Genomic DNA, 21,929 nt, shown 5'->3' on the forward strand with positions numbered 1-21,929 from the left:
GGGAGCGTGGCGACGTAATCGGCCTTGGAGGCGAGATCGCGCGCGATCCCGATCACCATCAGTTCGAGCGGCGCGTTTCCGGTCGCCCGCAGGCTGCGTTGCGCGCCGACCTCGATCGGCAAGGCGTCACCACTGCTTAGCGGTGCCCGCTCGTCCGCGACGGTCGCTTCTCCGCTACCGGCCATGACATAGACCATCTCGCTGATCCCGCGCGCGGCAGCGCCGTCGAGCACGGCACCGGGCGGAATCAGCACATGGTCGACGAAGGCCCAGGGCGTGGCGAATACCTCGGGGCCGAGCAGGCGGCGCGAGCGGATCGCGCCCGCGGGTTTCAGGTTGGCACGATCGAACCGCACGGCGGCGAATTGCGCGACCGGGTCGACCGCCACCCCTTCGCGCGCATCGTTCAGGTCGAAATTGTCGTAGCGCTTCGTCTGCCCGACGTTGATGTTCAGCCACTGCACCGGACGGTCGGACGCATTGTAGAGCGCATGAGCGTGCCCCATCCGGTCAGGCACGGCGGCGGGGCCGACGATCGTCGCGGTGCGGCCGTCGACCGTGAATTGTGCCTCGCCATCGAGGATGACGAACATTTCCTCACACTGATGGTGGAAGTGCTGCCCGATGCCGCTGTGCGGCGCGATCACGCCGCGGTGAACGAAGATCAGGTTGGTGGAGAGCGCATCTGCGCCGAGCAGCGGAGCGAACGACATCGTGCCGGCGCCGTCGTGCACCTTTGCGAGCTGGCGATACCGCGCCGGATCGGTGTGCCCGATCCGTTGCGCCAGTGGCCGCGCCGTGGGTGTAGGTGCGCCTGGCTGCTGTGCTGCGGCCGCACAAGCCAGCGAAAGCGTCAGCACCGTCGCGCCCCGCGCGACCGACCGAATTGGCTTCACGCTTCCCTCCCGTCCACGCCGGAATTGACCGGCTTTACGCACGCTTACATCGGCCCTACACAGAATCATATAGGATATAATGCGCCGGCAAACGGCGCGTCGGGAGAGCGATGATGAAGGGAGCGGGGCGAACGAACGTCCGGATACGGTTGGTGGCGATGCTGTTCGTCATCAGCGCTATCGCGTTTCTCGACCGCACCAATATCTCGGTCGCGGGCGTACAGATGCGACAGGAGTATGCGGTCGACCAGATCAGGCTCGGCTGGGTCTTCAGCGCCTTCCTGATCGGCTATGCCGCCTTCCAGGTGCCCGCGGGATGGTTGGCGGCGCGGATCGGCCCACGCCGACTGCTGACGCTGGCGCTGATTTGGTGGGGCGTGTTCAGCGTCGCTACGGCCTGGGTACCGCCGGGCAGCGCCCATGCGATTACGCTGCTGATGCTGGTGCGCTTCGGGCTCGGCATCGGCGAAGCGGCGGTCTATCCGTCGGGAAACCAGTTCGTTTCTCGCTGGGTGCCGGCGCAGGAACGAGGCAAGGCCAACGGCCTGATCTTCGCAGGCGTCGGCGCCGGTTCGGGGCTGACCCCGCCGCTGATCAGCGCGATCATCGCCTTCGGCGGCTGGCGCGCGTCCTTTTACGTCTGCGCCTTGATCGGACTGGTCGCCGCGGTCGTGTGGTTCGTGGTCGCGCGCGATCGGCCGCAGGAGCATTCCGCCGTCAACGAGGCGGAACTCGCATATATCGAGGCGGGCCTGCCCGACGCGGCGGGAGAGGCGGCCGGGCCGATCCCGTGGCGCGCGATCCTCAGCAGTCGCGCGGTCTGGGGGCTGTTCCTCAGCTATTTCGCGTTCGGCTACGTCATCTGGATCTTCTTCAGCTGGTTCTTCATCTATCTCGCCGAGGCGCGCGGGCTGGATCTGAAATCCAGCGCGCTTTTCGGGATGGCGCCTTTCCTGGCGATGACGATCGGGTGTCTGGCCGGCGGACTCATCAACGATGCGGTCTCGCGGCGGCACGGGCTTTATTGGGGACGGTCGGGATTAGCGATGCTGTCCTTCGCATTGACCGCCTTGTTCCTGCTCGTCGGCTCGCAGGTCGACAACGTGCCGCTGGCGGTGATGACCTTGGCGCTGGGCGGTGGCGCGATCTATTTGTCCCAAAGCTCCTTCTGGTCGGTCACGGCGGACATCGCAGGGCCGCACACCGGGGTGGTGTCGGGCTTGATGAACGTCGGTTGCCAGATCGGCGGGGCGCTGACCGCCTCGCTGACGCCGTGGATCGCGGCCCGCTACGGCTGGGCCGCGGCGTTCGGGACCGGCGCGGGGGTGGTGGTGCTTGGCATCGCCGCCTGGGCGATCGTCGACCCGCGGCGGCTGATCGGCGCGGACCGCGCGCCCGCGCACGACCGTGCCGCGGCGGTGGCACAATAAGACCGGATGGAGGGGGAGGACGCATGATCCACGACACAGGACGTCATCGGCGCATCGCCGCCTGCGTGCTCGCCGCGCTGACACTCACCGCACAGGCGCCGCGTCCCGCGCCGCCGCCGCAGGTCGAGATGTGGGTGCCGAAGAAGACGCCCTACGCCGCCTATGACGCACCAAACCGCCCGTGGTGGAAGCTTGCCGACGTCCTCGCGTTGCACAAGGGCGCAACCGATTGGTCGCAAGCGATCGTGCGTAACCGCGACCTGGTCGCCGACTGGCACCAGCAGGCGCCGGGCAAGCGGACCGCGGAGGTCGCCTATGCGGACAATCGCACCGCGATCATCGTCTGGGGCGGTCACTTGCGCGTCACGATCGCCGGTCATCCGACGTTCGTCGCCAGCAAGGGGTTCGAGATCGGCGTACCACTGCGCGTACCGTTCACGCTCGAGACGATCGGCGATCAGCCGGCCTTGTGGTTCGAGATCCACGCCGCCAGCGACCTGCCGCTCTACCCGGTCGAGAGCACGTCCGGGCGGCCGGGCGACGTGAGCGGCTTTCGCTATGAGCGACGGTTGGTGTCCGGCGGCGCCGGCGCGCCCGACGCGACCAACCCCTTGTACGTCGACTATTACAAGGACGTGGTGCAGGGTGGGGCGCGCGCCACTGCGTTCGTCGCGGCGCAGCATCTGTTCGTGAACAACATTCGCGGACGCGCGACACCGACGCCGCCCGCCTCCAACCTCGGCCACTTCCACGTCGGTTATGACGAATTCTGGTTCGTCATGGAGGGGAATGTCGACCTGCAGATCGAGGGCGAGCCGTTGATCACGGCCGCCGCGCCCGGCGACGTGCTGACCGCGAAACAAGGACGCTGGCACCGCGCGAGCTTCGGCGGGCCGGTGGGGCAGATGGGAACGCGAGTCGCGATCAATCCCTATCCGCTCGGGCTGCACGGCTATAGCGTGCAGTCCGGCGGACGTCAGTAGACCTTACGGAGCAGGATAGGCGAACGACCGAAATCGGGGATCGAGCGAAGCTTTTCTGAAGAACCGTGAATAGTCGCTACGGCCAGCGAAGGCTCGGATTTCAAGCGACTTTGGGCAACGGTTGACCAGCGTCCCGCTTCGAACGGAGTGCGCGCCGCCCTGCAATCGATGGTGCAGCGCTGCCGCCTTGGCTAGTGCGACCGGGCAGGTCGGCGCGAATCAAGGCGCATACACGGGAACGCTCCAATGACACCCTGGCAGTTCTGGATCGATCGCGGCGGCACCTTCACCGACGTCGTGGCCCGGAAGCCTGATGGCAGCCATGTCACCGTCAAGTTGCTGTCGGAAGATCCGGAGCGCTACGCGGATGCTGCGGTGGAGGCGATCAGGCGGTTGACTGGTGGTGACGCCATGCCGCTGGAATTGCGGATCGGTACGACCGTGGCGACCAATGCATTGCTCGAGCGCAAGGGCGAGCCAACCCTGTTGGCGATCACGCGCGGGTTCGGCGATGCGCTGGTCATCGGGCATCAGGAACGTGCGGATATTTTCGCCCGCGATCTTGCGCGCCCGGCGCCGTTGTTCGCGCGCGTGGTCGAGATCGACGAGCGGATCGCGGCGGATGGCACCGTAATCGCGCCGCTGGATAGCATGGCGGCCAGAGCGGGCTTGCAAGCAGCCTATGATACCGGCCTGCGCGCGATCGCGATCGTGCTGATGCACGGCTATCGCTTCCACAGGCACGAGACGGCGCTGGCGGACCTCGCGGGCGAGATCGGCTTCACGCAGATCTCGGTCAGCCACCGGGTCGCGCCGCTGATCAAGCTGATCGGGCGCGGCGATACCACGTTGGTCGATGCCTATCTGTCCCCGGTACTCGACCGCTATGTCGCGGGACTGAGCGCCGCGCTGGGGCAGAATGCGCTGTTCATGCAATCGTCCGGCGGGCTGGTCGATGGTTCGCGCTTCCGCGGCAAGGATGCCATCCTGTCGGGGCCGGCAGGCGGGATCGTCGGCATGGCCGCCACCGCGCGCGAGGCCGGGTTCGATCGCGTCATCGGCTTCGACATGGGCGGCACCTCGACCGACGTGTCGCATCATGCCGGCAGCTACGAGCGCGACACCGAGACGCTCATTGCCGGCACGCGGATCCGCGCCCCTATGCTGCGTATCCACACCGTCGCGGCGGGCGGCGGATCGATCTGCCGGTTCGACGGGCAACGGCTGCTGGTCGGGCCGGAGAGCGCCGGCGCGGTGCCGGGACCGGCCTGCTATCGCCGGGGCGGGCCGCTGACGGTGACCGATTGCAACGTCATGCTCGGCAAGCTGCGCCCCGACTTCTTCCCGGCGCTATTTGGCGCGCGAGGCGATCAGCCGCTCGACGCCGCCGCGGTAGCGGCGCGCTTCGCCGAGCTGCCGCTCGATGCGCACGTGGCTGCGGAAGGCTTCGTCGCGATCGCCGTCGCCAATATGGCCAATGCGATCCGCAAGATCTCGGTTGCGCGGGGGCATGACGTGACGCGCTACACGCTTGCCTGTTTTGGCGGCGCGGGCGGGCAGCATGCTTGCCTGGTCGCCGATGCGCTGGGGATGGACCGGGTGATGATCCATCCGCTCGCCGGGGTACTTTCCGCCTATGGCATGGGGCTCGCCGATCGCCGCGTGTTGCGCGAGAAGACGCTGGGTGTCGGGATCGAGGACAGCGGGACGATCGCCGCCGCGATCGATCTGCTCGCCGCCGAGGCGCGTGAGGACCTGGCAGCGCAAGGCATCTCGCCCGACGCGATCGTCGTCGAGCGTCGCGTGCATCTGCGCCGTGGCCAGACCGAGCACACGATCGAAGTGGATCTGGACGATACGGCAGCGATGATCGCTGCATTCGACACGGCGCACGTCGCGCAGTTCGGCTTTGCGAGTACGCAGCCGCTGATCGTCGATCGGCTCGTCACGGAAGCGATCGCACCCAATGCCGCGGTGCAAACGACGCTGATCGCGCTCCCGACCGAGCCGGCTGAGCCAATGGCGATCGTGTCCGTTCATATGGCCGGCGCCTGGCACGACGCGCCGGTGCTGGCGCGCGAAGGCCTGCCCGTCGGTCATGCGCTAGTCGGCCCGGCGCTGATCATCGATCCGGTCTCCACCACCGTCATCGAGCCGGGTTGGGGCGCGCGCGTCGATGCGATCGGCAATCTGATCCTCGAACGTCGCTCGGCCCGTCGCGAGACCAGGATCGGCACCGAGAGCGATCCGACCCGACTGGCGATCTTCGCCGGCCTGTTCATGAGCATCGCCGAGGAGATGGGCGCCGCGCTGCAGCGGTCGGCCGCCTCGGTCAACATCCGTGAGCGGCTCGATTTCTCCTGCGCGCTGTTCGACGCCGCTGGCAATCTGGTCGCCAACGCACCGCATATTCCGGTGCATCTCGGCTCGATGGGCGAGAGTATCCGCACGATCATCACTGCGCGAGGATCGGTTGCGGACGGCAGGGGCATCCGCCGCGGCGATGCCTATGCGCTCAACGCGCCGTATCGCGGCGGCACGCACCTGCCCGATATCACGGTCATCATGCCGGTATTTGCCGAGCGAAGCGATACGCCCGACTGGTTCGTCGCCGCGCGCGGCCACCATGCCGATGTCGGCGGGATCACGCCCGGATCGATGCCGCCCGACAGCGTGTCGGTCGAGCAGGAAGGCGTGTTGCTCGACGATGTGCTGGTGGTGGACGAGGGGCGGTTCCTTGAAGCCGAACTGCGCAGCGTGTTCGCCGACGGTGCCTTTCCGGCGCGCAACATCGACCAGAACATCGCCGACCTTACCGCGCAGCTTGCGGCATGTACCCGTGGCGCATCCGGTCTCGCGCGCATTGCCGCAGAATATGGGTCGGATGTGGTCAGCGCCTATATGGAGCATGTCCAGGCAAATGCCGACGCCGCCGTGCGCCGCCTGATTGCGCGGCTGGAGGATGGCGAATTCGCGTATCACATGGATGACGGTGCGGTGGTCCGCGTGTCCGTTCGCGTCGATCGCTCGGCGGGCGCGATGACGATCGATTTCGCCGGCACGAGCGATCAGCGCCCGAACAATTTCAATGCGCCGGTCTCGATCGTACGCGCCGCCGTGCTGTATGTGCTGCGCGTGCTGGTCGACGAAGAAGTGCCACTCAACGACGGCTGCCTGCGCGGCGTGACGCGTGCAGATCGATGCTCAACCCGCACTTCCCTGCCGCGGTGGTGGCGGGCAATGTGGAGACCAGCCAGGTCGTCACCGATGCCTTGTTCGGTGCGCTCGGCGCGATGGCGGCGAGCCAGGGGACGATGAACAACTTCACCTTCGGGGACGACACCCACCAATATTACGAGACGATCGCCGGTGGATCGGGTGCCGGACCGGATCATGATGGTACGTCCGTGATCCAGACGCACATGACCAACAGCCGCCTGACCGACCCGGAAATCTTCGAGACGCGCTTCCCGGTGCTTCTGGAGGAATTTTCGATTCGCGCCGGGTCGGGCGGGGCGGGTGCGCACGAGGGCGGCAATGGAGCGACGCGACGCGTGCGCTTCCTCTCCGACATGACCGCCTGCATCCTGGCCAACCGCCGCCGCGTTGCGCCGTTCGGGCTCGCGGGCGGCGCTGACGGCGGCATCGGCGCCGCGAGCGTCGAGCGTGCCGACGGGTCGGTCGAGCGCCTTGGCTCCACGGCGAAGGTAGACATGCGCGCCGGAGACGTGTTCGTCATCGAAACGCCCGGCGGGGGCGGATTCGGAGGCGCTTGATGCTCGTTCTTGCCGGTATCGCGGTGATCGTCGCCGGCTTCCTGCTGCGCTTCAATCCGCTGCTGGTCGTGGCGGTTTCCGCATTGGTCACCGGACTTGCCGCCGGACTCGATCCGCTCGCCATCCTCGCGGCGTTCGGCAAGGCGTTCAACGCCAATCGTTTCGTCAGCGCGATCTATATCGTCCTGCCCGTGATCGGCTTGCTGGAGCGCCACGGCCTGCAGGAGCGCGCTCGGGGCGCGATCGCAACGTTGAAGGGCGCCACGGTCGGACGACTGCTGATCGGTTATTTGCTGTTCCGCCAGATCACCGCGGCGCTCGGCCTCACCTCGATCGCCGGGCCGGCGCAGAGCGTGCGTCCGCTGGTCGCGCCGATGGCCGAAGCGGCGGCGGAACGGCAGGGCGTGCCACCGGGTGGCGATGCGATCCCGGCCATGGCCGCCGCGACCGACAATATCGGGCTGTTCTTCGGCGAGGACATCTTCATCGCGATCGGGTCGATCCTGCTGATGAAGGGCGTGCTGGAGGGCTATGGCATCACGATCCAGCCGCTGCATCTGTCGCTGTGGGCGATCCCGTCGGCGCTCGCTGCGTTGCTGATCCATGGTGGGCGGCTGTGGTGGCTCGACCGCCGGCTGGCGCGCGCCAGATGATCGGAACCAACTTCATCTACGCCGTCGCCGGGCTGATGTTCGCGGCATTCGCCGTGCTGAGCGCGACGGATCGCGGCAATGCCAAGCGCTTCGGTAATGCCGGCTTCTACGCCTTGCTCAGCGTCAGTTTCCTGTTCGGCGACAGGATCGGCGATATCGGTAATGGCATGCTCGTCCTCGGCCTCGTGGCGATCGCCGGGACCGGCGCGATGGGGCGTGGTGCGCGCGCCAGCACGACCCCGGTCGAACGCCAGGTCGAAGCGACGAGGCGTGGCAATCGGCTGTTCCTGCCCGCCCTGACCATCCCGGCGACCGCGTTGCTCGGCACGCTCGCGTTCGCCGCGATGCCCCGTCTGATCGATCCCAAGCAGATCACGCTCGTCGCGCTGACGTCCGGCGTGATCCTCGCACTGGCGATCGGCTATGCCTGGTTCCGGCCGCGCCCCGCGACGCCGTTTGCCGAAGGGCTGCGGCTGATGGACAGCGTCAGCTGGGCGGCCGTGCTACCGCAGATGCTCGCGAGCCTCGGCGCGGTGTTCGCGCTCGCTGGTGTCGGGCAAGTCGTCGGCGGCGTCGCCGGCGCGGCGATCCCCGACGGCAGCCTGATCGGCGCAGTGCTCGTCTACGCGCTCGGCATGGCGGTGTTCACGATGGTGATGGGTAACGCCTTTGCCGCCTTTCCCGTGATGTTCGCCGCTGTCGCGATGCCCCTACTGATCGGCCGTTATGGCGGCGACCCGGCGGTGATCGCCGCGATCGGCATGCTTGCGGGCTTCTGTGGCACGCTGATGACGCCGATGGCGGCGAACTTCAATCTCGTGCCCGCCGCGTTGCTCGACCTCAAGGACAAGGGCGCGGTGATCCGAGCGCAGGTGCCGACCGCGCTGCCGCTGCTCGTGGTCAACATCGCGCTGCTTTACTGGCTGGGGTTCCGATGATGCTCGATACCGTTACCGCCGAGCGCTTCGCCGCGCTCACGCTCGGTCATTTGACGCGCGAATGGCCGTACAAGCTCGATCAGATCCTGACCGGCCCGGCCGATCTTGCCGCCCCGAGCACGCTGCACCCCATCTTCCATGGCAGCTTCGACTGGCATAGCTGCGTGCACGGCTGGTGGCAGGTCATGCGGCTCGCGCGGTTGTTCCCAGACATGGCGGCCACGTCGGCGATCGAAGCCTTGGCGGATCGGATGCTCGTGCCGGACCGCGTGGCGGGCGAACTGGCGTATCTCGATCGGCCGATGACCGGCGGGTTCGAGCGTCCTTATGGCTGGGGCTGGCTGCTCGCCCTGCACGACGAGCTGGCACAGCGCCCCGATCGGCCGTGGGCGGCGGCGCTGGAACCGCTCGCGCGCGCGTTCGCGGCGCGCTTCACCGACTATCTGCCCAAGCTCACCTACCCGGTGCGCAGCGGCAAACAGGACAGCACGGCCTTTGCGCTGATCCATGCGCTACGCTGGGCGAGAAGCCGGGATGCGGGGCTCGCGCGCCTGATCGAGGATCGGTCGCAACTTTGGTTCGGTGCCGACCGTGACGCGCGCCCGTGGGAACCGAGCGGCGAGGATTTTCTTTCCGCCACGTTGTGCGAGGCGGTGCTGATGCGCGACGTGCGCGGTGGGGAGTTCGCTGCGTGGCTGGCTGCGTTTCTTCCCGATCCGGGTAATGCCGCAATCGCCTGTCTGCGGGCGCCGGCCATCGTCACCGATCGCCGCGACGGCCGGCTCGCGCATCTCGACGGTCTCAATCTGGCGCGCGCATGGTGCTGGCGCAGCCTCGCCGACGACGTGCCCGATCCGGCGGCGGCGCATCGCATCGCCGACGCGCATCTTGCCGCAGCGCTGCCGCATCTGGCGGACGATTACATGGGCGAGCATTGGTTGGCGACCTTCGCCCTTCTGGCGCTGACCGTCTGAGAGCCCGGCCGGCGTAGATCCACTTATCGCTCGCCCGGTCGAGCATCTCGGAACCCGATCGTCGTTAAACGGCTACGTCTTGAGCAACCGCGACGTGAAGCCATCGGAGAACATCCGTGATCGACCTGTCCTATCGACCTCGTCTGAGCGACCTGCGGCCCATCACGTCGACGAACCAAGGCTTGCTTGCGCCGGAGGCGACCAGCGTCCGCACCTCTCCGACGTCCTCGTTTGCAGGGCGGCAGGGTTATCTGGCCGAGCACCTTGGCGAGTTTGTCGTGCCATTGCCGACACCTCCGCGATTGCGGCAGATGTCCTGCCGGTCGATGGCAGAAACGATGCACGGCTGGACTATGAGCATTTCACGGTCGTCATGTCGAGGAGCCGGCGCCTGGCGCTCTTCACTGGCGTCAACATCGATGGCAGCGCCAGCGTCTCCGTCCCGCGCGGCGGTGATCTATGGGCCTTTGACGGGCGGATCCCGGAAGCGGCCCAGGCCGGCGACGAGCTTTACGCCGACAACGACTTCGATCGCGGTCACCTGGTCCGCCGCGAAGACCCGAACTGGGGGCCGAGCGCCGGGATCGCCAATCGCGACACCTTCCACTTCACCAACTGCGCGCCGCAGCTCTCCGCCTTCAATCAGCGCACCTGGCTCAGCCTCGAGGACTATATCCTCGGCAACACGCGCAGGGTCGGCGAGCGCGCGACCGTGTTCACCGGCCCGGTCTTCCGGGCGCAGGACCCGGTCTATCGCGGTGTCGCGATCCCGCTCGCCTATTGGAAGGTCGTCGCCTTCATCCATGATGACGGCCGCCCGTCCGCGTCCGCCTACCTCATCGATCACGATGTCGATCTGAACGAGCACACGCTGCTGTTCGGTGCGTTCAAAACCTATCAGCGCTCCGTCGCCGCGATCGCACGTCTGACGGATCTCGACTTCGGGGAGCTGCCCCGGTTCGACGGCTTCTCGAACGAAGAGGCCGCGACGGGCACGACCGTCCGCCGACTGATCGCGGGGCCGGAAGACATTCTGCTCTGAGGTTCGAATTAAGCCTGTCCTTTCAAGAACAAATGTGGAACGTTGCGTGTCGGATCAACATGGAGTCGGGCACATGATCGGCCGCCGAACGCTGATGGGTATCGCCGCACCCACCCTGCGGCCCCGTCGATCGGCTGCCGTAGCGACCAAGGCTGGTCCGCGGGCCTGCGCGCAGAAAGGTGAGGGAAATTCGTAGTTTGAGGGCATGATGCGCTGAAGCTGAAGGAGATCGCCATGCGCCGCTGCGCCAGTGCCGTTCTACCGTTGATGTTGGCTCCATTGCTTCTCGCCGGATGCGCTACGAACGCAATCAGGCTGGAGGCAGCGGGAACGGTGCAAGGCCGAAGCCGCGAGGCGGTGACGGCAACCGCCAGCTACTTCGATGCCATCGAGCAACGTCGTCGCGAGGCCGCAGCAGCGCTGGTCGCGAGCGATCCAAGCTGCCTCCCGGCAACGCCGCTGCGGATACAGGTGCCCGTCTCGCCATCAGTCCCGCCGGCGCCGCTGTGCCTCTCCGGCGAGGCGCCATCGCCGGGCTACACTGCGTTCGAGATCGACATCGGCAGCAGCCCGCGCGCCGTGTTGGAACCTCGCATCGCACTTATCGCTGCGATCAGCGACTATGCCGATGCCCTGGCTGCGATCCTGGATGCGCCCAAGACCGACGTGTCGGCCGAGATCACCGCCTTCGCCGACCAGGCAGACCGGATCGCCCGCTTCAGCAACTTCGTCGCCGGCACCGACTTGCCCAACGTCAATGCCGCGGTTGCCAGTGAACAGGGTCAGAGCCTCGTCGCGCTGATCGCCTTTGCCGACGCGCTCGCCCGCGAGGCGCGCCAGACGCGAGACGTGCGTGCCCTCGTCGTCGAGCGCGGGGCCGTTGTCGACCGCGCGCTCGCATCGCTTTCGGCGCAAGTGACGACCTGGGGCAGGGGGCGGCGCGCAACGCCGACGATCTTTATGGCAACGCCCTGTTCCGGACGTACATCCGCAACCGGGCGAGCCTGTCGGCCGACCAGCGCGAGCAGCTTGCCGGCAGGGTTTTCGCCGCTCGCGAGGCCGCCAAGGATGGACCGGCTCGCGCCGCGCAAGTCGCGGACGCAATCGACCTCGCCGCCAAGGCGCAGGCAAGCTTGCGCGACGCGCTCGCCGGCCGACTGACACCGGCGCAGCGTCGCGCCGCCGCGCGCCTCAACATCGACCGCATCACGCGCGCGCTTGGCCTGATCGCCTCGCTCGCTCTTCCCGCCTGAGGAGGATCCCGATGACGACCTTCACCCAGGCCATGGCCGCGGCGGAGGCCCTGATCGACCAGTTGCAGGCATTCACCGTCGACATGCGCTTCCTCCCGCGCTCCTTCGATACCTTCTTTGGGCTCCGCACGGCTATCGGCAGCGCCAGCGAGCAGTTTGCCGCTCGGCATAACGGCGACGACACCGACCGACCGGCGTTCGCGACAATTCTCGACCGATGTGAACAGGCCATAGCGATCGGCAACGCTCTCACCCCCAACGACGCGGCAGTGTCGCGCTATGCCGAAGCAGTGCAGCGCGCGATCTCGGCGATGGACGGGCAGGGTAGCACAGCCGCCCGGCCTGCTTTTCGCGGCACGCTGCGGCTGAGGAGCAGTCCCACTCCGTCGGTGAGGGAAGGGCGCCGCTCCGCGCCCGAGCCATATTATGCCAGTCTCGTGAAGCTGTTCCCCGTCGAGGCGGTGACGCTCTACCCGCTGGCGATCGGCATCGCGGCCGGCGACGCCGTCGTGCGCCTGATCCTGATCGCCGTCATCACTCTCTTCATCATCGTTCTGCGCTGGTTCGGCACGCAGGAGGAGAGCGGAGGGGATGCCGATGTGGTGGCGATCGCAATCTCGGTAACCTCGTTCGGGCTCTACGCGGCGTCCCTTGGCGGCTTCGGCTACCTGCCGGGCGGACCCGAGCAGACCAGCCAGGTGCTCGCCTTCATTACCATCATGTGGGTCGCGCTCGTCCCGTTCGTCCTTCGCCGCGCCCGCAACTGACCCGAAACCCTTGAGGAGATACGACATGTGCAGCTCAAACCATCGTCATTCGCTTCATTGCATCCTGCCGCCCTACATCCTGTCGAAGATTGCCGAGAACGGCTCGCCCGAGCTGCGCGCGATGGCGGTCCGCAGCCTGCTGGTCGATCCGACCATGCGGATCGTCCGTGCCAGTACTGCCGGACCCGTCACCGGTGCGATTTCACGGCGACGCGCCGCGGCGGGCAACATCCTGACCCCGAGCCCGCTTCGGACGATCCGTGACGCAGGCGGCGAGCCGGAGGCGCCAGGTGCCAAGGTGGTGCGACGCGAGGGCGACGCGCCCACCGGCGATATCGCGGCCGACGAGGCTTATGACGGCCTTGGCGCGACGTTTGCGCTGTATTGGGAAGCCTATCAGCGCAACTCGATCGACGACGCGGGCATGCCGCTAGATGCCACGGTCCATTACGACCAGGACTATGACAATGCCTTTTGGGACGGCACCCAGATGGTGTTCGGCGACGGCGACGGCGAACTGTTCAACCGCTTCACCATCTCGCTCGACGTGATCGGCCACGAGCTGACCCACGGCGTCACCGAGAAGGAGGCGGGCCTCGCCTATTTCAACCAGTCGGGTGCGCTCAACGAGAGCATCTCGGACGTTTTCGGCAGCCTCGTGAAGCAGCATTTGCTCGGGCAGACCGCCGACCAGGCCGACTGGCTGATCGGCGCCGAGTTGCTGACCGCCAAGGTCAAAGGCGTTGCGCTTCGTTCGATGAAGGCGCCGGGCACCGCCTATGACGATCCCGTGCTGGGCAAGGATCCGCAGCCAAGCCATATGGACGGCTTCGTCCGCACCAATCAGGATAATGGTGGCGTCCACATCAACTCCGGCATTCCGAACCGAGCCTTCTATCTGGCCGCGACCGCGATCGGCGGAAAGGCATGGGACCGGGCCGGGCAAATCTGGTACAATGCGCTGCTGGACCCCAATACGAGGCCCAACACGGACTTCGCCGGCTTCGCCCGCGTCACCATCGACGTCGCGGCGCGTTTGTACGGCTCGGGCAGTGCCGAGGCGACCGCCGTCACCGAGGGCTGGAGCGCAGTTGGAGTGATCTGATGCAGACGAGCAAGGGCTGTGACGAGACGCTGACGGGCGAGGCCCGCGTGCGGATCGAGGGCGGCCTTGCCCATTTCCCCGGGTTGGCGAAGGAGCAGACGGTATCGTTCGACGATCTTGCCACCCCGGAGCGCCAGGAGATCGCCAGCCTTGCCGATCAGGCAGATTTCTTCGGGTGCACGCCGGCAAACGACGGCGCGCGGCCGGATGCGCGCACCTATACGGTCTGCCTGACGATCGCCGGGCGCAGCCGCGAACTCCGCGTCGCCGAGCCGATCCGCGATCCCGCATTGGCCAAGCTTGTCTCGGTCGTCCGTCGCCTGAGCAAGCAGCACGCAAGCCACCGATGACTGATTAGGGCTGTGATAAACAGGTCAAAGGCGGCGTTGTTCTTCAATTTTCGCCAGCCCGACAGGCGAACCCAATGTCGTCGGCACCTCCAGCCTCAGTCTCGCGGCGTTGCCGGCACCATGTCGTGCGCCAGTTGTCATCAGCAGAAACATGCCTCTCCGAAACTGATCGATCGCGGTTCCATCGAAAGTCCCGCCCTCGCACGATCCCTGCGGCAGCAACTGACGATGCTGCCGCAGGGACGTCGAGCGATCACATGCGGAAGCGGATCGTCCCGCCGATCGTGCGCGGATCGCTGGGGGTGCCGACGATCAGGCCGGAATTGCCCGCCTGGATCGTCAGGTTCTGGATATAGTCGGCGTCGAGCAGGTTGCGCGCCCAGACGATGAGTTCCAGCCCATCGGCGAAGCGATAGCCGATATTGGCATTGGTCAGGTTGTAGCCGCGGATATAAGTGAATTGCGACAGGCTGGGGTCGCTGTTGAAGCCGCTGCGCGAGGCGGTGTCAACATGGACGAAGACCTGCCCGTCGCCGACCGGCCGCTGGTAATCCAGCCCGGCGGTGATCGCGAAGCGCGGCAACGACGCAAGGCGACGACCGGTCAGGCTGCACCGCGTGGTGGCGGCGGTCTGTACCTCCAGCGGGCAGGGGCCGGCGGGATAGTCGGTATATTCCCCGTCCGAATAGGCGACGCTGGTGCGCGCGCTGAGGCCCGGCAGGATGAGGGCGGTCGCGTCCGCCTCGATCCCCTTCACCGTCACCTGCGGGATGTTGGACAGGTAGCCGCGCAGCTGCACCGTCTGGGTCAGCGAGTTCTCGACGACGGTCGCCTGGAAGTCGCGGACCGTGGTGTAGAAGCCGTCGATGTTGAAGATCAGGCGATTGTCGAACAGCGTGTTCTTCAGGCCGATCTCATAGGTCTCGTTGCGTTCGGGCCGCACCACGGCGGTCGCCAGCACCGGCCGGTTGTTGCTGTCGAGCGGCAGGCCCGACATGTTGATCCCGCCCGACTTGAAGCCGCGCGCATAGCTTGCATAGGCCATCGTCGTGTCGGTCACCTGCCACGCCAGGTTGCCGCGCCCCGACAGGCTGCCGTCGCTGTCATGCACCTCATAGCTTTGTGGGCGCAGCACGCCGAGCCGTGCGTTGATGAGCGCGGTGTTCGTCGTAGCCGGACCGCCCGACACGGTGGTGGTATAATATCCGTCCTTGTCCTCCTGCGTGTAGCGCAGGCCGACCGTCGCGGTCAGGCGATCGAGGAAGCGGTAATTAATCTCGCCAAACGCGGCATAGCTGAGGCTGCGAAAGTCGGTGCGGCCGTCCTGCCCATAGCCGTCGAGCAGGTTGGACGGGACCGCCGTCGTCACCTGGTTCGGCGCGGTGCCGGTGACGACGCTCGTCCCGATCAGATAGCGTGCAGCGGCAGGACCGTAGATGCTGATCGGCCGCCCCGTCAGGCGCTGGCGGAAGCCGTACAGGCCGACGACATAAGACAGCGGCCCGGTGCCGTTCGAGGCGAGGCGCAGTTCCTGGCTATACTGATCCTGCCGCGACGGGATGTGCTGCGAGAGCTGGACCGGAATGCCGGTATAGTCGCGGTCGTTCTCCGCATCCCAATTCCAGAAGCGCCATGCCGTGACCGACGTCAGCGTCACCAGCCCCAGATTCCAGTCGGTGATCGCGCTGACCCCGCCCTCGTTGGTGTCGACGCCGAGCGGCCCGTCGATGTCGGTCACGCGGTCATAGGCGTTCGTGCTGGCAGGCGTGTAGCCGAATTGCGCGGCGAGGCCGTTCGGCCCACCGAACTGGCGGTTGGCGGCGCGCAGGCTGGTGCCGGTGCGCAGATAGACCTGCCCACAGCAATAGGCCTGGAAGTTGGTGAAGTCGGCGATGACGCGCATCTGGATCGTGTCGTCGGGCTTGAACAGCAACTGCCCCCGCACCGCCTGAGTGCCGAGCGTATTGGTATCGCGGCCAGTGCGGATGTTATCGATCACGCCGTCCCGCCGCGTCGACACGCCCGAGATGCGATAGGCGATCGTGTCGGTGATCGGTCCCGACGCCCAGCCTTTCGCCTGCACGAAATTATAGTCGCCGTACGACAGCTCGGCGAAGCCCTCGCGGGTAAAGGTCGGCGCGCGCGTCGTGATGTTGAGCGCGCCCGCGGTCGTGTTCTTGCCGAATAGCGTGCCCTGCGGCCCGCGCAGTTCCTCGACCTGCTCGATATCGGCGAAGTCGAACGCGGCGGTCGCGGGACGGGCGTGATAGACCTGATCGACATAGAAGCCGACCCCCGGCTCCAGCCCGTCATTGGCCTGGCTGACCGCGACGACGCTGGAGCCGAGGCCGCGGATCGTGAAGGCGGTGTTGCGCGGGTTCGCCGAGCTGTAGTTCAGCGTCGGGATCAGCGTCGTCAGCCCCTGCGTGTTGACCGTATAGCTCTGGTCGATCAGGTCGCCGCCCACCACCGATAGCGCGACCGGCACCCGCTGCGCATCCTCCGCCCGCCGGCGTGCGGTGACGATGACCTCGGGAAGACCGTCATTCGCAGCCTCTTCAGGCGTCGCCCGGGGCGTTGCCGTGGCAGCGGTCTGCGCGAGAGCAGGCGCGCTGAACGCAAGCATATTGGTGGCGCAAAGGAACGCTGCGAACCGCTTCGACATCGACGAATACCCCTGATCGCGGTCCCTGTGGCCGCTTTATGTTCGGGCGTATATCGACGGTGTATCTGGTCGTATATAGAGAGTTCGCAGCGGTCGCTAGGAGGCGTTCGGGAGCGGCTCGGCGCGAAGATGCGTGCGGAGGCGGGCATAAGCAGGACGATCGGCGGCTGCGGCGGCCTCCCGCTCCATCTCGCGATAGGCTTCGAGGACGGCGACGCCGGTCGCGCTGACCTTCGCGCCGCGCTCGCGACCGCCACCCTTGATCGTCTCGACCAGCACCGGATCGAAGCAGCGGTTCATTTCGTCGACCAGCAGCCAGGCGCGGCGATAGCTCATGCCGAGCGCGCGACCTGCGCCGCTGATCGACCCCTCGGCGATGATCGCTTCCAGCAGATCGGCCTTGCCCGGCCCCATCGCCAGCGCGTCGCCGCAGGCGATCTGGATCTTGAGCCAGAGCGGGCCGAGCTTCATGTTACTTGCCGATCATCACGTCGCTGGCCTTGATGATGACGGTGACGGTCTCGCCGGTCGCCAGCCCGAGGTCGGCGATGGCCTCCTCGGTGATGCTGGCGGTGACGATATTGCCGCCCCCGATATCGACCTTGATCGACCCGTTTACGGCCCCGGGCGTGATCGCGACGATGGTTCCGGCGATCTGGTTACGCGCACTGATCTTCACGTTATGCCCCTTGATGCGATAGATGCCGGAGCGGCACCCGTACCCGCTCCCTATCGCCATCCTGCGCCGACTGCCATGCGCCAAGTCGGGATCGATATCTCGCCACATATGATGATCACGACGTAGACAGGGCTTATAGGATCCGCGGGAACCATGAGGCGATGACGACCTGATGCGAGATACGCGATCCGAAGAAGCCGTCCGGCGGCAGCAATTGGTGGACGCCGAAAATCGCGCGCTCGCCCTGCTCGATCGTATCGAGGCGGAGGGATATCTTCAGGCCGGAAGGACCGAGCGGGAGGTGGAACGCGACATTCTCACGCTGGCGGAGCGCGAGTTCGGCATCGAGAAGCACTGGCACAAGCGGATCGTCCGGGCAGGCGCGAACACGCTGGCGACCGCGAGGGACAATCCGCCCATCCGGACCATTGCAGGCGACGATGTGGTCTTCCTCGATCTCGGGCCGGTATTCGAGGAATGGGAGGCCGACGTTGGCCGAACCTATGCAATAGGAAACGATGCGCGGAAGCAGGCGCTATGCCGTGAACTGCCCCGCCAGTTCGATCTGGTTCGCGCCCGCTTCCTGTCCGACCCCGATATCACCGGCGACGCCCTATATGCCTTCGCCTGCCAATCGGCCGAGGAAGCGGGATGGCGGTTCGGCGGCCATATCGCCGGGCACATCGTCGCGGAGTTTCCGCACGCACGTCTGCCCGGCGCGAAGCAGCTCAATCACATCAGCCCGGGAAACCCCGACCGCCTGCGCGATCCTGACGGCAACGGCGCCGCGCGACACTGGATACTGGAAATCCATCTGGTCGATCCGGATGGCCGATATGGCGGCTTCTACGAGCGCTTGATGCTGGACGATGTCCCTGCCGCGGCAGGGGATCACCAGATCGCTCGATAGGCTGCGGGCATCGCTCGTCTTCGGGCGTGGCGGCGGATAGAGGACCTCACGCGTCAGGTCGGGCAAGTCGCCGGAACAGCACGGAGTGGTGATCAAACCGCCGTCGGCAATCGGGGCAATACTGGCTATTTGTCTGGCGTGGATCACACCGCGAGATACCGCCATGCCCTTATCCAACGCTGCGCGCATCACCTTGGTCAAGGTTCCTGCCGTCACTCTGGGCTTCTGGATCATCAAGATCCTCGCCACGACGTTGGGCGAAACCGCTGGCGACACGGTCAGCATGTCGCTGAATCTGGGCTATCTCGTGGGAAGCGCGATCTTCCTCAGCCTGCTGATTCTACTCGTCACGTTGCAGATCCGGGCAGATCGATATCGGCCGTACCTGTATTGGGCGACGATCATCGCCTCCACCACCGCGGGAACGACGATGGCGGATTTTGCCACGCGGTCGCTTGGGATCGGTTACACGGGCGGATCGACGCTGCTGCTGGCGCTGGTGCTGGCGTCGCTCTTCGCATGGTATCGCGCGCTCGGGTCGATCTCGGTCGACAGCGTCCATGAACCCCGCGCCGAACTCTTCTACTGGATCACGATCACCCTGTCCCAGACGCTGGGCACCGCGCTCGGCGACTGGCTCGCCGACACCGGTGGGCTTGGCTATATCGGCGCGGCGGGCGTCTTCGCGGTCGGGTTAGCGCTGCTGGTCGTCCTCTATTTCGCGACAGGGATCAGCCGGGTGGCGCTGTTCTGGTCAGCCTTCATCTTGACCCGGCCTTTGGGGGCGGCCGTGGGCGACTTCCTCGACAAGCCTGTCGATCATGGGGGCCTGGCATTCAGCCGCCCGCTCGCATCGGTCGTGCTCGCGATGGCAATCGTTCTGCTGGTATCGATCCTGCCGCGACGTGCAGCGGGGGCGGATCGCTCCTAGGCATCATCGCGTATCCCCAGCGAGGGATCCGTCTGGCAGGCTCTCGTCGACCCCGCTCAGTCGGCGCTCAGCATTCCCCTGTGACCGGCTTCGGTGACGAAGGTGGAGATCGTGCGGCACGGTGCCTCTGCCAGCTTTCGGTCGGTGATGGCGCGCAAGGCGACGCAGGTTTTAGTCCGATTGATATCGATCCGTGTCCAGCCGGCGTGCTGGAGGTCGTGGAACCGGATATGCGGATTGTTGGCGTCGACATCGCCGAAGCGGTCGGGCGGAGGCGAGGAGGCGCCGAGCGCGGAGGTTACGATCTCACCCGCGACAATGTTGCCCGCCTCGTCATTCAGGTCGTTGACCCAGAAGGAATGGATGTCACCGCTCAGCAACAGCGGATTGCGCACCGACGGTGCCTGCATGGCCGTCAACAGCCGTGTGCGGTTGGCGGCATAGCCATCCCACTGGTCGCTGAACGTCCGCCGCCTTGCCCCGTCCAGCCACAGTGGTGCGAAGAACACCTGTTGGGCGATCAGCGACCAGGGCCGCCGCTCGCTTGCCAGTCGATCGCCGAGCCAGCGTTCCTGTGCAGCCCCCATCATCGACCGGCCGGGCGCCGTCGCAGCGGCACAATTCTCTATCGGCTCGTTACGGGCAACATAGTGTGCCGCGCACGGCGGCGCGCTGCGATACTGACGGGTGTCTAGGACCGAGATCGATGCAAGATCGGCCCAGTCGACTGCCCGATAGAGGCGCGGCGCCTGACGCCCGCGCCACAGGCTTGGACGAATCGGCATGTGCTCGAAATAGGCACGATACGCCGCGGCGCGGCGGGGCGCGAACAGCGCGGGCGGCAGGCCTTCACGGTTGGCGAGCCCGGCATAATCGTTGAGTACCTCGTGATCGTCCCACGTGACCACCCAGGGGCAGGCGCGGTGCGCGGCCTGGAGCAGCGGATCGGTCTTGTAGAGCGCATGGCGGCGGCGATAGCCGTCGAGATCTTGAGGCTCCGGCGCGTCGAACTGGCGAACCTTCTCGCCGGACGGATAGCTGGACTCGTAGATATAGTCGCCCAGTTGCAGGATCAGGTCGGGATCAGCGGCGATCATGTCTCGGTAGGCGCCGAACTGTGCCTGTTCCCAATGCTGGCACGATGAAACGGCCAGCCGCAACCGGTCGGCACGGAGCGGCACCGTCAGCGCCCGTCCGACAGGGCTCGTCGCGCCCAGCGCGTGAAAGCGGTAGAAGTAGCGGCGGCCGGAGGGCAGACCGGTAATCTCGACATGCACGGCATGCGCGCGCTCGGGATGGGCGACACCGCGCCCGGCGCGCACGATCCGGCGAAATCCCTCATCTTCCGCGATCTCGTAGCGGACCACTATCGCCGCGGCGGCGAGCGGCTGAGCGCGAGCACCGACCAGCCGTGTCCACAACACGAAGCCGTCCGCATCTGGATCGCCGCACGCGACGCCGAGCGCGAAGGGGTCCGCATCACCGCGGGCCGCGGCATCGACCGGGATCGTCGGAACAGCCGAAAGCGCGGCCATCGCGCCCAGCACTGCGCGACGGTGCCACAGCGCTGGGGTAAGGGGCCGCATCGGTCCGTCATCGCTCATGCCGCGGCGGTAGGGCAGGCGCGTGACGCGGCCATGACGCCTGTCATGCGATCGTCGCGCGATCGTCACGCGATCGACGCGGGTCGGCCATAGAGGCGGCACCAACAATCGCCGGCCAACGGCGAGGCGTCCTTCCACACGGGTTCCGATCATGATTACTCTCGCTTTGCTGCTCGCCTCGGCGAGCGCCATTCCGCTCGCCTCCACCCCGGTTTCCGACCAGGTCCGCGCTGTCGAGGGCGACGCGTCGCCCCAGACTGCTGGGGAGGATGGGGCTGGCGACGATATCGTCGTCTACGGCGACGGCCGCGTTCGCCAGGAACAGACGGTCGGCCGCAAAGCGATCGAGATCCTGCCGCCGGGCAGTTCGCCGCTGAAGGCGGTGGCACGGCTGCCCGGCGTCGCGCTGCAGAGTTCGGACCCCTTCGGTAGCTATGAACTCGGCACCCGTTTGTCGGTGCGCGGCTTCAACCAGAGCCAGATGGGCTATACGCTGGACGGCGTGCCGCTCGGCGACATGTTCTACAACAATCATAACGGCCTCCACATCAGCCGAGCGATTGCGGCCGAGAATATCGAGCGCGTCGACGTGTCGCAGGGTGCGGGCTCGCTCGGCATCGCCTCGACGAGCAACCTGGGCGGCAACCTCGAATTCGTGTCGCTTGCGCCATCGGAGACGCTCGGCGGCCAGATCGCGATGACCTATGGCATGTATCATACCGCGCATCTCTACGGCCGGATCGATAGCGGCCTGCTGTCGACGGGAACGCTGCTGTCGATAGCGGGCGTTATCCACGACGCCGACAAGTGGAAGGGGTTCGGGGGCCAGTCCGACAACAAGGTCAACGCCAAGATTGTGCAGCGGCTCGGCGGCGCGACGCTGACCGGATGGCTGAACTATTCGCTGCACAAGGAGCGCAACTACGCCGATCTTTCGCCGGCCACGCTGTCGCGGATCGGTTAAGACCTCGAC

Annotated in this window: 17 protein-coding genes and 2 pseudogenes; 14 read left to right on the plus strand and 5 right to left on the minus strand. The window is 66.5% G+C overall.

Features of this window, described 5'->3' with window-relative positions:
- Window positions 1–62: 62 nt before the first annotated feature.
- A pseudogene (locus QP166_RS04535) lies at window positions 63–965 on the minus strand (cupin domain-containing protein); the annotation flags it as partial.
- Window positions 966–1,054: 89 nt separating this feature from the next.
- On the opposite strand from QP166_RS04535, the gene QP166_RS04540 reads away from it, so the two are divergent.
- From QP166_RS04540 to QP166_RS04590, 11 genes and pseudogenes are all read left to right on the plus strand, one after another.
- Window positions 1,055–2,326: an MFS transporter gene (locus tag QP166_RS04540; protein ID WP_333917254.1), complete on the plus strand. Its 1,272-nt coding sequence runs from the start codon at window positions 1,055–1,057 to the stop codon at window positions 2,324–2,326.
- A 23-nt stretch (window positions 2,327–2,349) separates the two neighbouring features.
- A complete protein-coding gene (locus QP166_RS04545; protein ID WP_333914842.1) occupies window positions 2,350–3,309 on the plus strand; it encodes a hypothetical protein in 960 nt (319 codons plus the stop codon).
- A gap of 246 nt (window positions 3,310–3,555) precedes the next feature.
- A pseudogene (locus tag QP166_RS04550) lies at window positions 3,556–7,085 on the plus strand (hydantoinase B/oxoprolinase family protein).
- Window positions 7,085–7,738 (plus strand): DUF969 domain-containing protein, encoded by a 654-nt coding sequence (locus QP166_RS04555; protein ID WP_333914843.1) that lies wholly within the window; start codon window positions 7,085–7,087, stop codon window positions 7,736–7,738. Before QP166_RS04550 ends, QP166_RS04555 begins: the two are co-directional and overlap by 1 nt.
- Window positions 7,735–8,676 carry a DUF979 domain-containing protein gene (locus QP166_RS04560; protein WP_333914844.1) on the plus strand — a complete coding sequence of 314 codons (942 nt, stop codon included), beginning with the start codon at window positions 7,735–7,737 and terminating at the stop codon, window positions 8,674–8,676. The genes QP166_RS04555 and QP166_RS04560 overlap by 4 nt, the downstream gene beginning before the upstream one ends.
- Window positions 8,676–9,650, plus strand: a complete 975-nt coding sequence (locus tag QP166_RS04565) for a DUF2891 domain-containing protein (protein ID WP_333914845.1) — start codon at window positions 8,676–8,678, stop codon at window positions 9,648–9,650. Before QP166_RS04560 ends, QP166_RS04565 begins: the two co-directional genes overlap by 1 nt.
- Window positions 9,651–9,744: 94 nt before the next feature.
- On the plus strand, window positions 9,745–10,692 hold the full coding sequence (locus tag QP166_RS04570; protein ID WP_333917255.1) for a DNA/RNA non-specific endonuclease: 948 nt from the start codon (window positions 9,745–9,747) through the stop codon (window positions 10,690–10,692).
- Window positions 10,693–10,926: 234 nt separating this feature from the next.
- Window positions 10,927–11,853: a hypothetical protein gene (locus tag QP166_RS04575; protein WP_333914846.1), complete on the plus strand. Its 927-nt coding sequence runs from the start codon at window positions 10,927–10,929 to the stop codon at window positions 11,851–11,853.
- Window positions 11,854–11,956: 103 nt separating this feature from the next.
- Window positions 11,957–12,712 (plus strand): hypothetical protein, encoded by a 756-nt coding sequence (locus tag QP166_RS04580; RefSeq protein ID WP_333914847.1) that lies wholly within the window; start codon window positions 11,957–11,959, stop codon window positions 12,710–12,712.
- Between the two features lie 25 nt (window positions 12,713–12,737).
- Window positions 12,738–13,817 (plus strand): M4 family metallopeptidase, encoded by a 1,080-nt coding sequence (locus tag QP166_RS04585; RefSeq protein ID WP_333914848.1) that lies wholly within the window; start codon window positions 12,738–12,740, stop codon window positions 13,815–13,817.
- On the plus strand, window positions 13,817–14,167 hold the full coding sequence (locus QP166_RS04590) for a protealysin inhibitor emfourin (protein WP_333914849.1): 351 nt from the start codon (window positions 13,817–13,819) through the stop codon (window positions 14,165–14,167). The genes QP166_RS04585 and QP166_RS04590 overlap by 1 nt, the downstream gene beginning before the upstream one ends.
- 253 nt (window positions 14,168–14,420) lie before the next feature.
- Here the strand turns inward: QP166_RS04590 and QP166_RS04595 are convergent, their stop codons facing one another.
- From QP166_RS04595 to QP166_RS04605, 3 genes are all read right to left on the minus strand, one after another.
- Window positions 14,421–16,832, minus strand: a complete 2,412-nt coding sequence (locus QP166_RS04595; protein WP_333914850.1) for a TonB-dependent receptor — start codon at window positions 16,830–16,832, stop codon at window positions 14,421–14,423.
- Window positions 16,833–16,928: 96 nt separating this feature from the next.
- On the minus strand, window positions 16,929–17,303 hold the full coding sequence (locus QP166_RS04600; RefSeq protein ID WP_333914851.1) for a winged helix-turn-helix domain-containing protein: 375 nt from the start codon (window positions 17,301–17,303) through the stop codon (window positions 16,929–16,931).
- Between the two features lies 1 nt (window position 17,304).
- A complete protein-coding gene (locus tag QP166_RS04605; protein WP_333914852.1) occupies window positions 17,305–17,511 on the minus strand; it encodes a TOBE domain-containing protein in 207 nt (68 codons plus the stop codon).
- Between the two features lie 172 nt (window positions 17,512–17,683).
- On the opposite strand from QP166_RS04605, the gene QP166_RS04610 reads away from it, so the two are divergent.
- Both QP166_RS04610 and QP166_RS04615 read left to right on the plus strand, forming a co-directional pair.
- The gene (locus QP166_RS04610) at window positions 17,684–18,421 is read left to right on the plus strand and encodes a M24 family metallopeptidase (RefSeq protein WP_333914853.1); all 738 of its coding nucleotides are present in this window, start codon (window positions 17,684–17,686) and stop codon (window positions 18,419–18,421) included.
- 163 nt (window positions 18,422–18,584) lie between these two features.
- The gene (locus tag QP166_RS04615) at window positions 18,585–19,352 is read left to right on the plus strand and encodes a COG4705 family protein (RefSeq protein WP_333914854.1); all 768 of its coding nucleotides are present in this window, start codon (window positions 18,585–18,587) and stop codon (window positions 19,350–19,352) included.
- 56 nt (window positions 19,353–19,408) lie between these two features.
- Here the strand turns inward: QP166_RS04615 and QP166_RS04620 are convergent, their stop codons facing one another.
- Window positions 19,409–21,148 (minus strand): alkaline phosphatase D family protein, encoded by a 1,740-nt coding sequence (locus tag QP166_RS04620; RefSeq protein WP_333914855.1) that lies wholly within the window; start codon window positions 21,146–21,148, stop codon window positions 19,409–19,411.
- On the opposite strand from QP166_RS04620, the gene QP166_RS04625 reads away from it, so the two are divergent.
- Window positions 21,108–21,920, plus strand: a complete 813-nt coding sequence (locus tag QP166_RS04625; RefSeq protein ID WP_333914856.1) for a Plug domain-containing protein — start codon at window positions 21,108–21,110, stop codon at window positions 21,918–21,920. The two genes, QP166_RS04620 and QP166_RS04625, sit on opposite strands and share 41 nt — an antisense overlap.
- The last annotated feature ends 9 nt before the right edge of the window (window positions 21,921–21,929 follow it).

It is taken from the genome of Sphingomonas sp. LR60, assembly GCF_036855935.1.
GTDB lineage: Bacteria > Pseudomonadota > Alphaproteobacteria > Sphingomonadales > Sphingomonadaceae > Sphingomonas.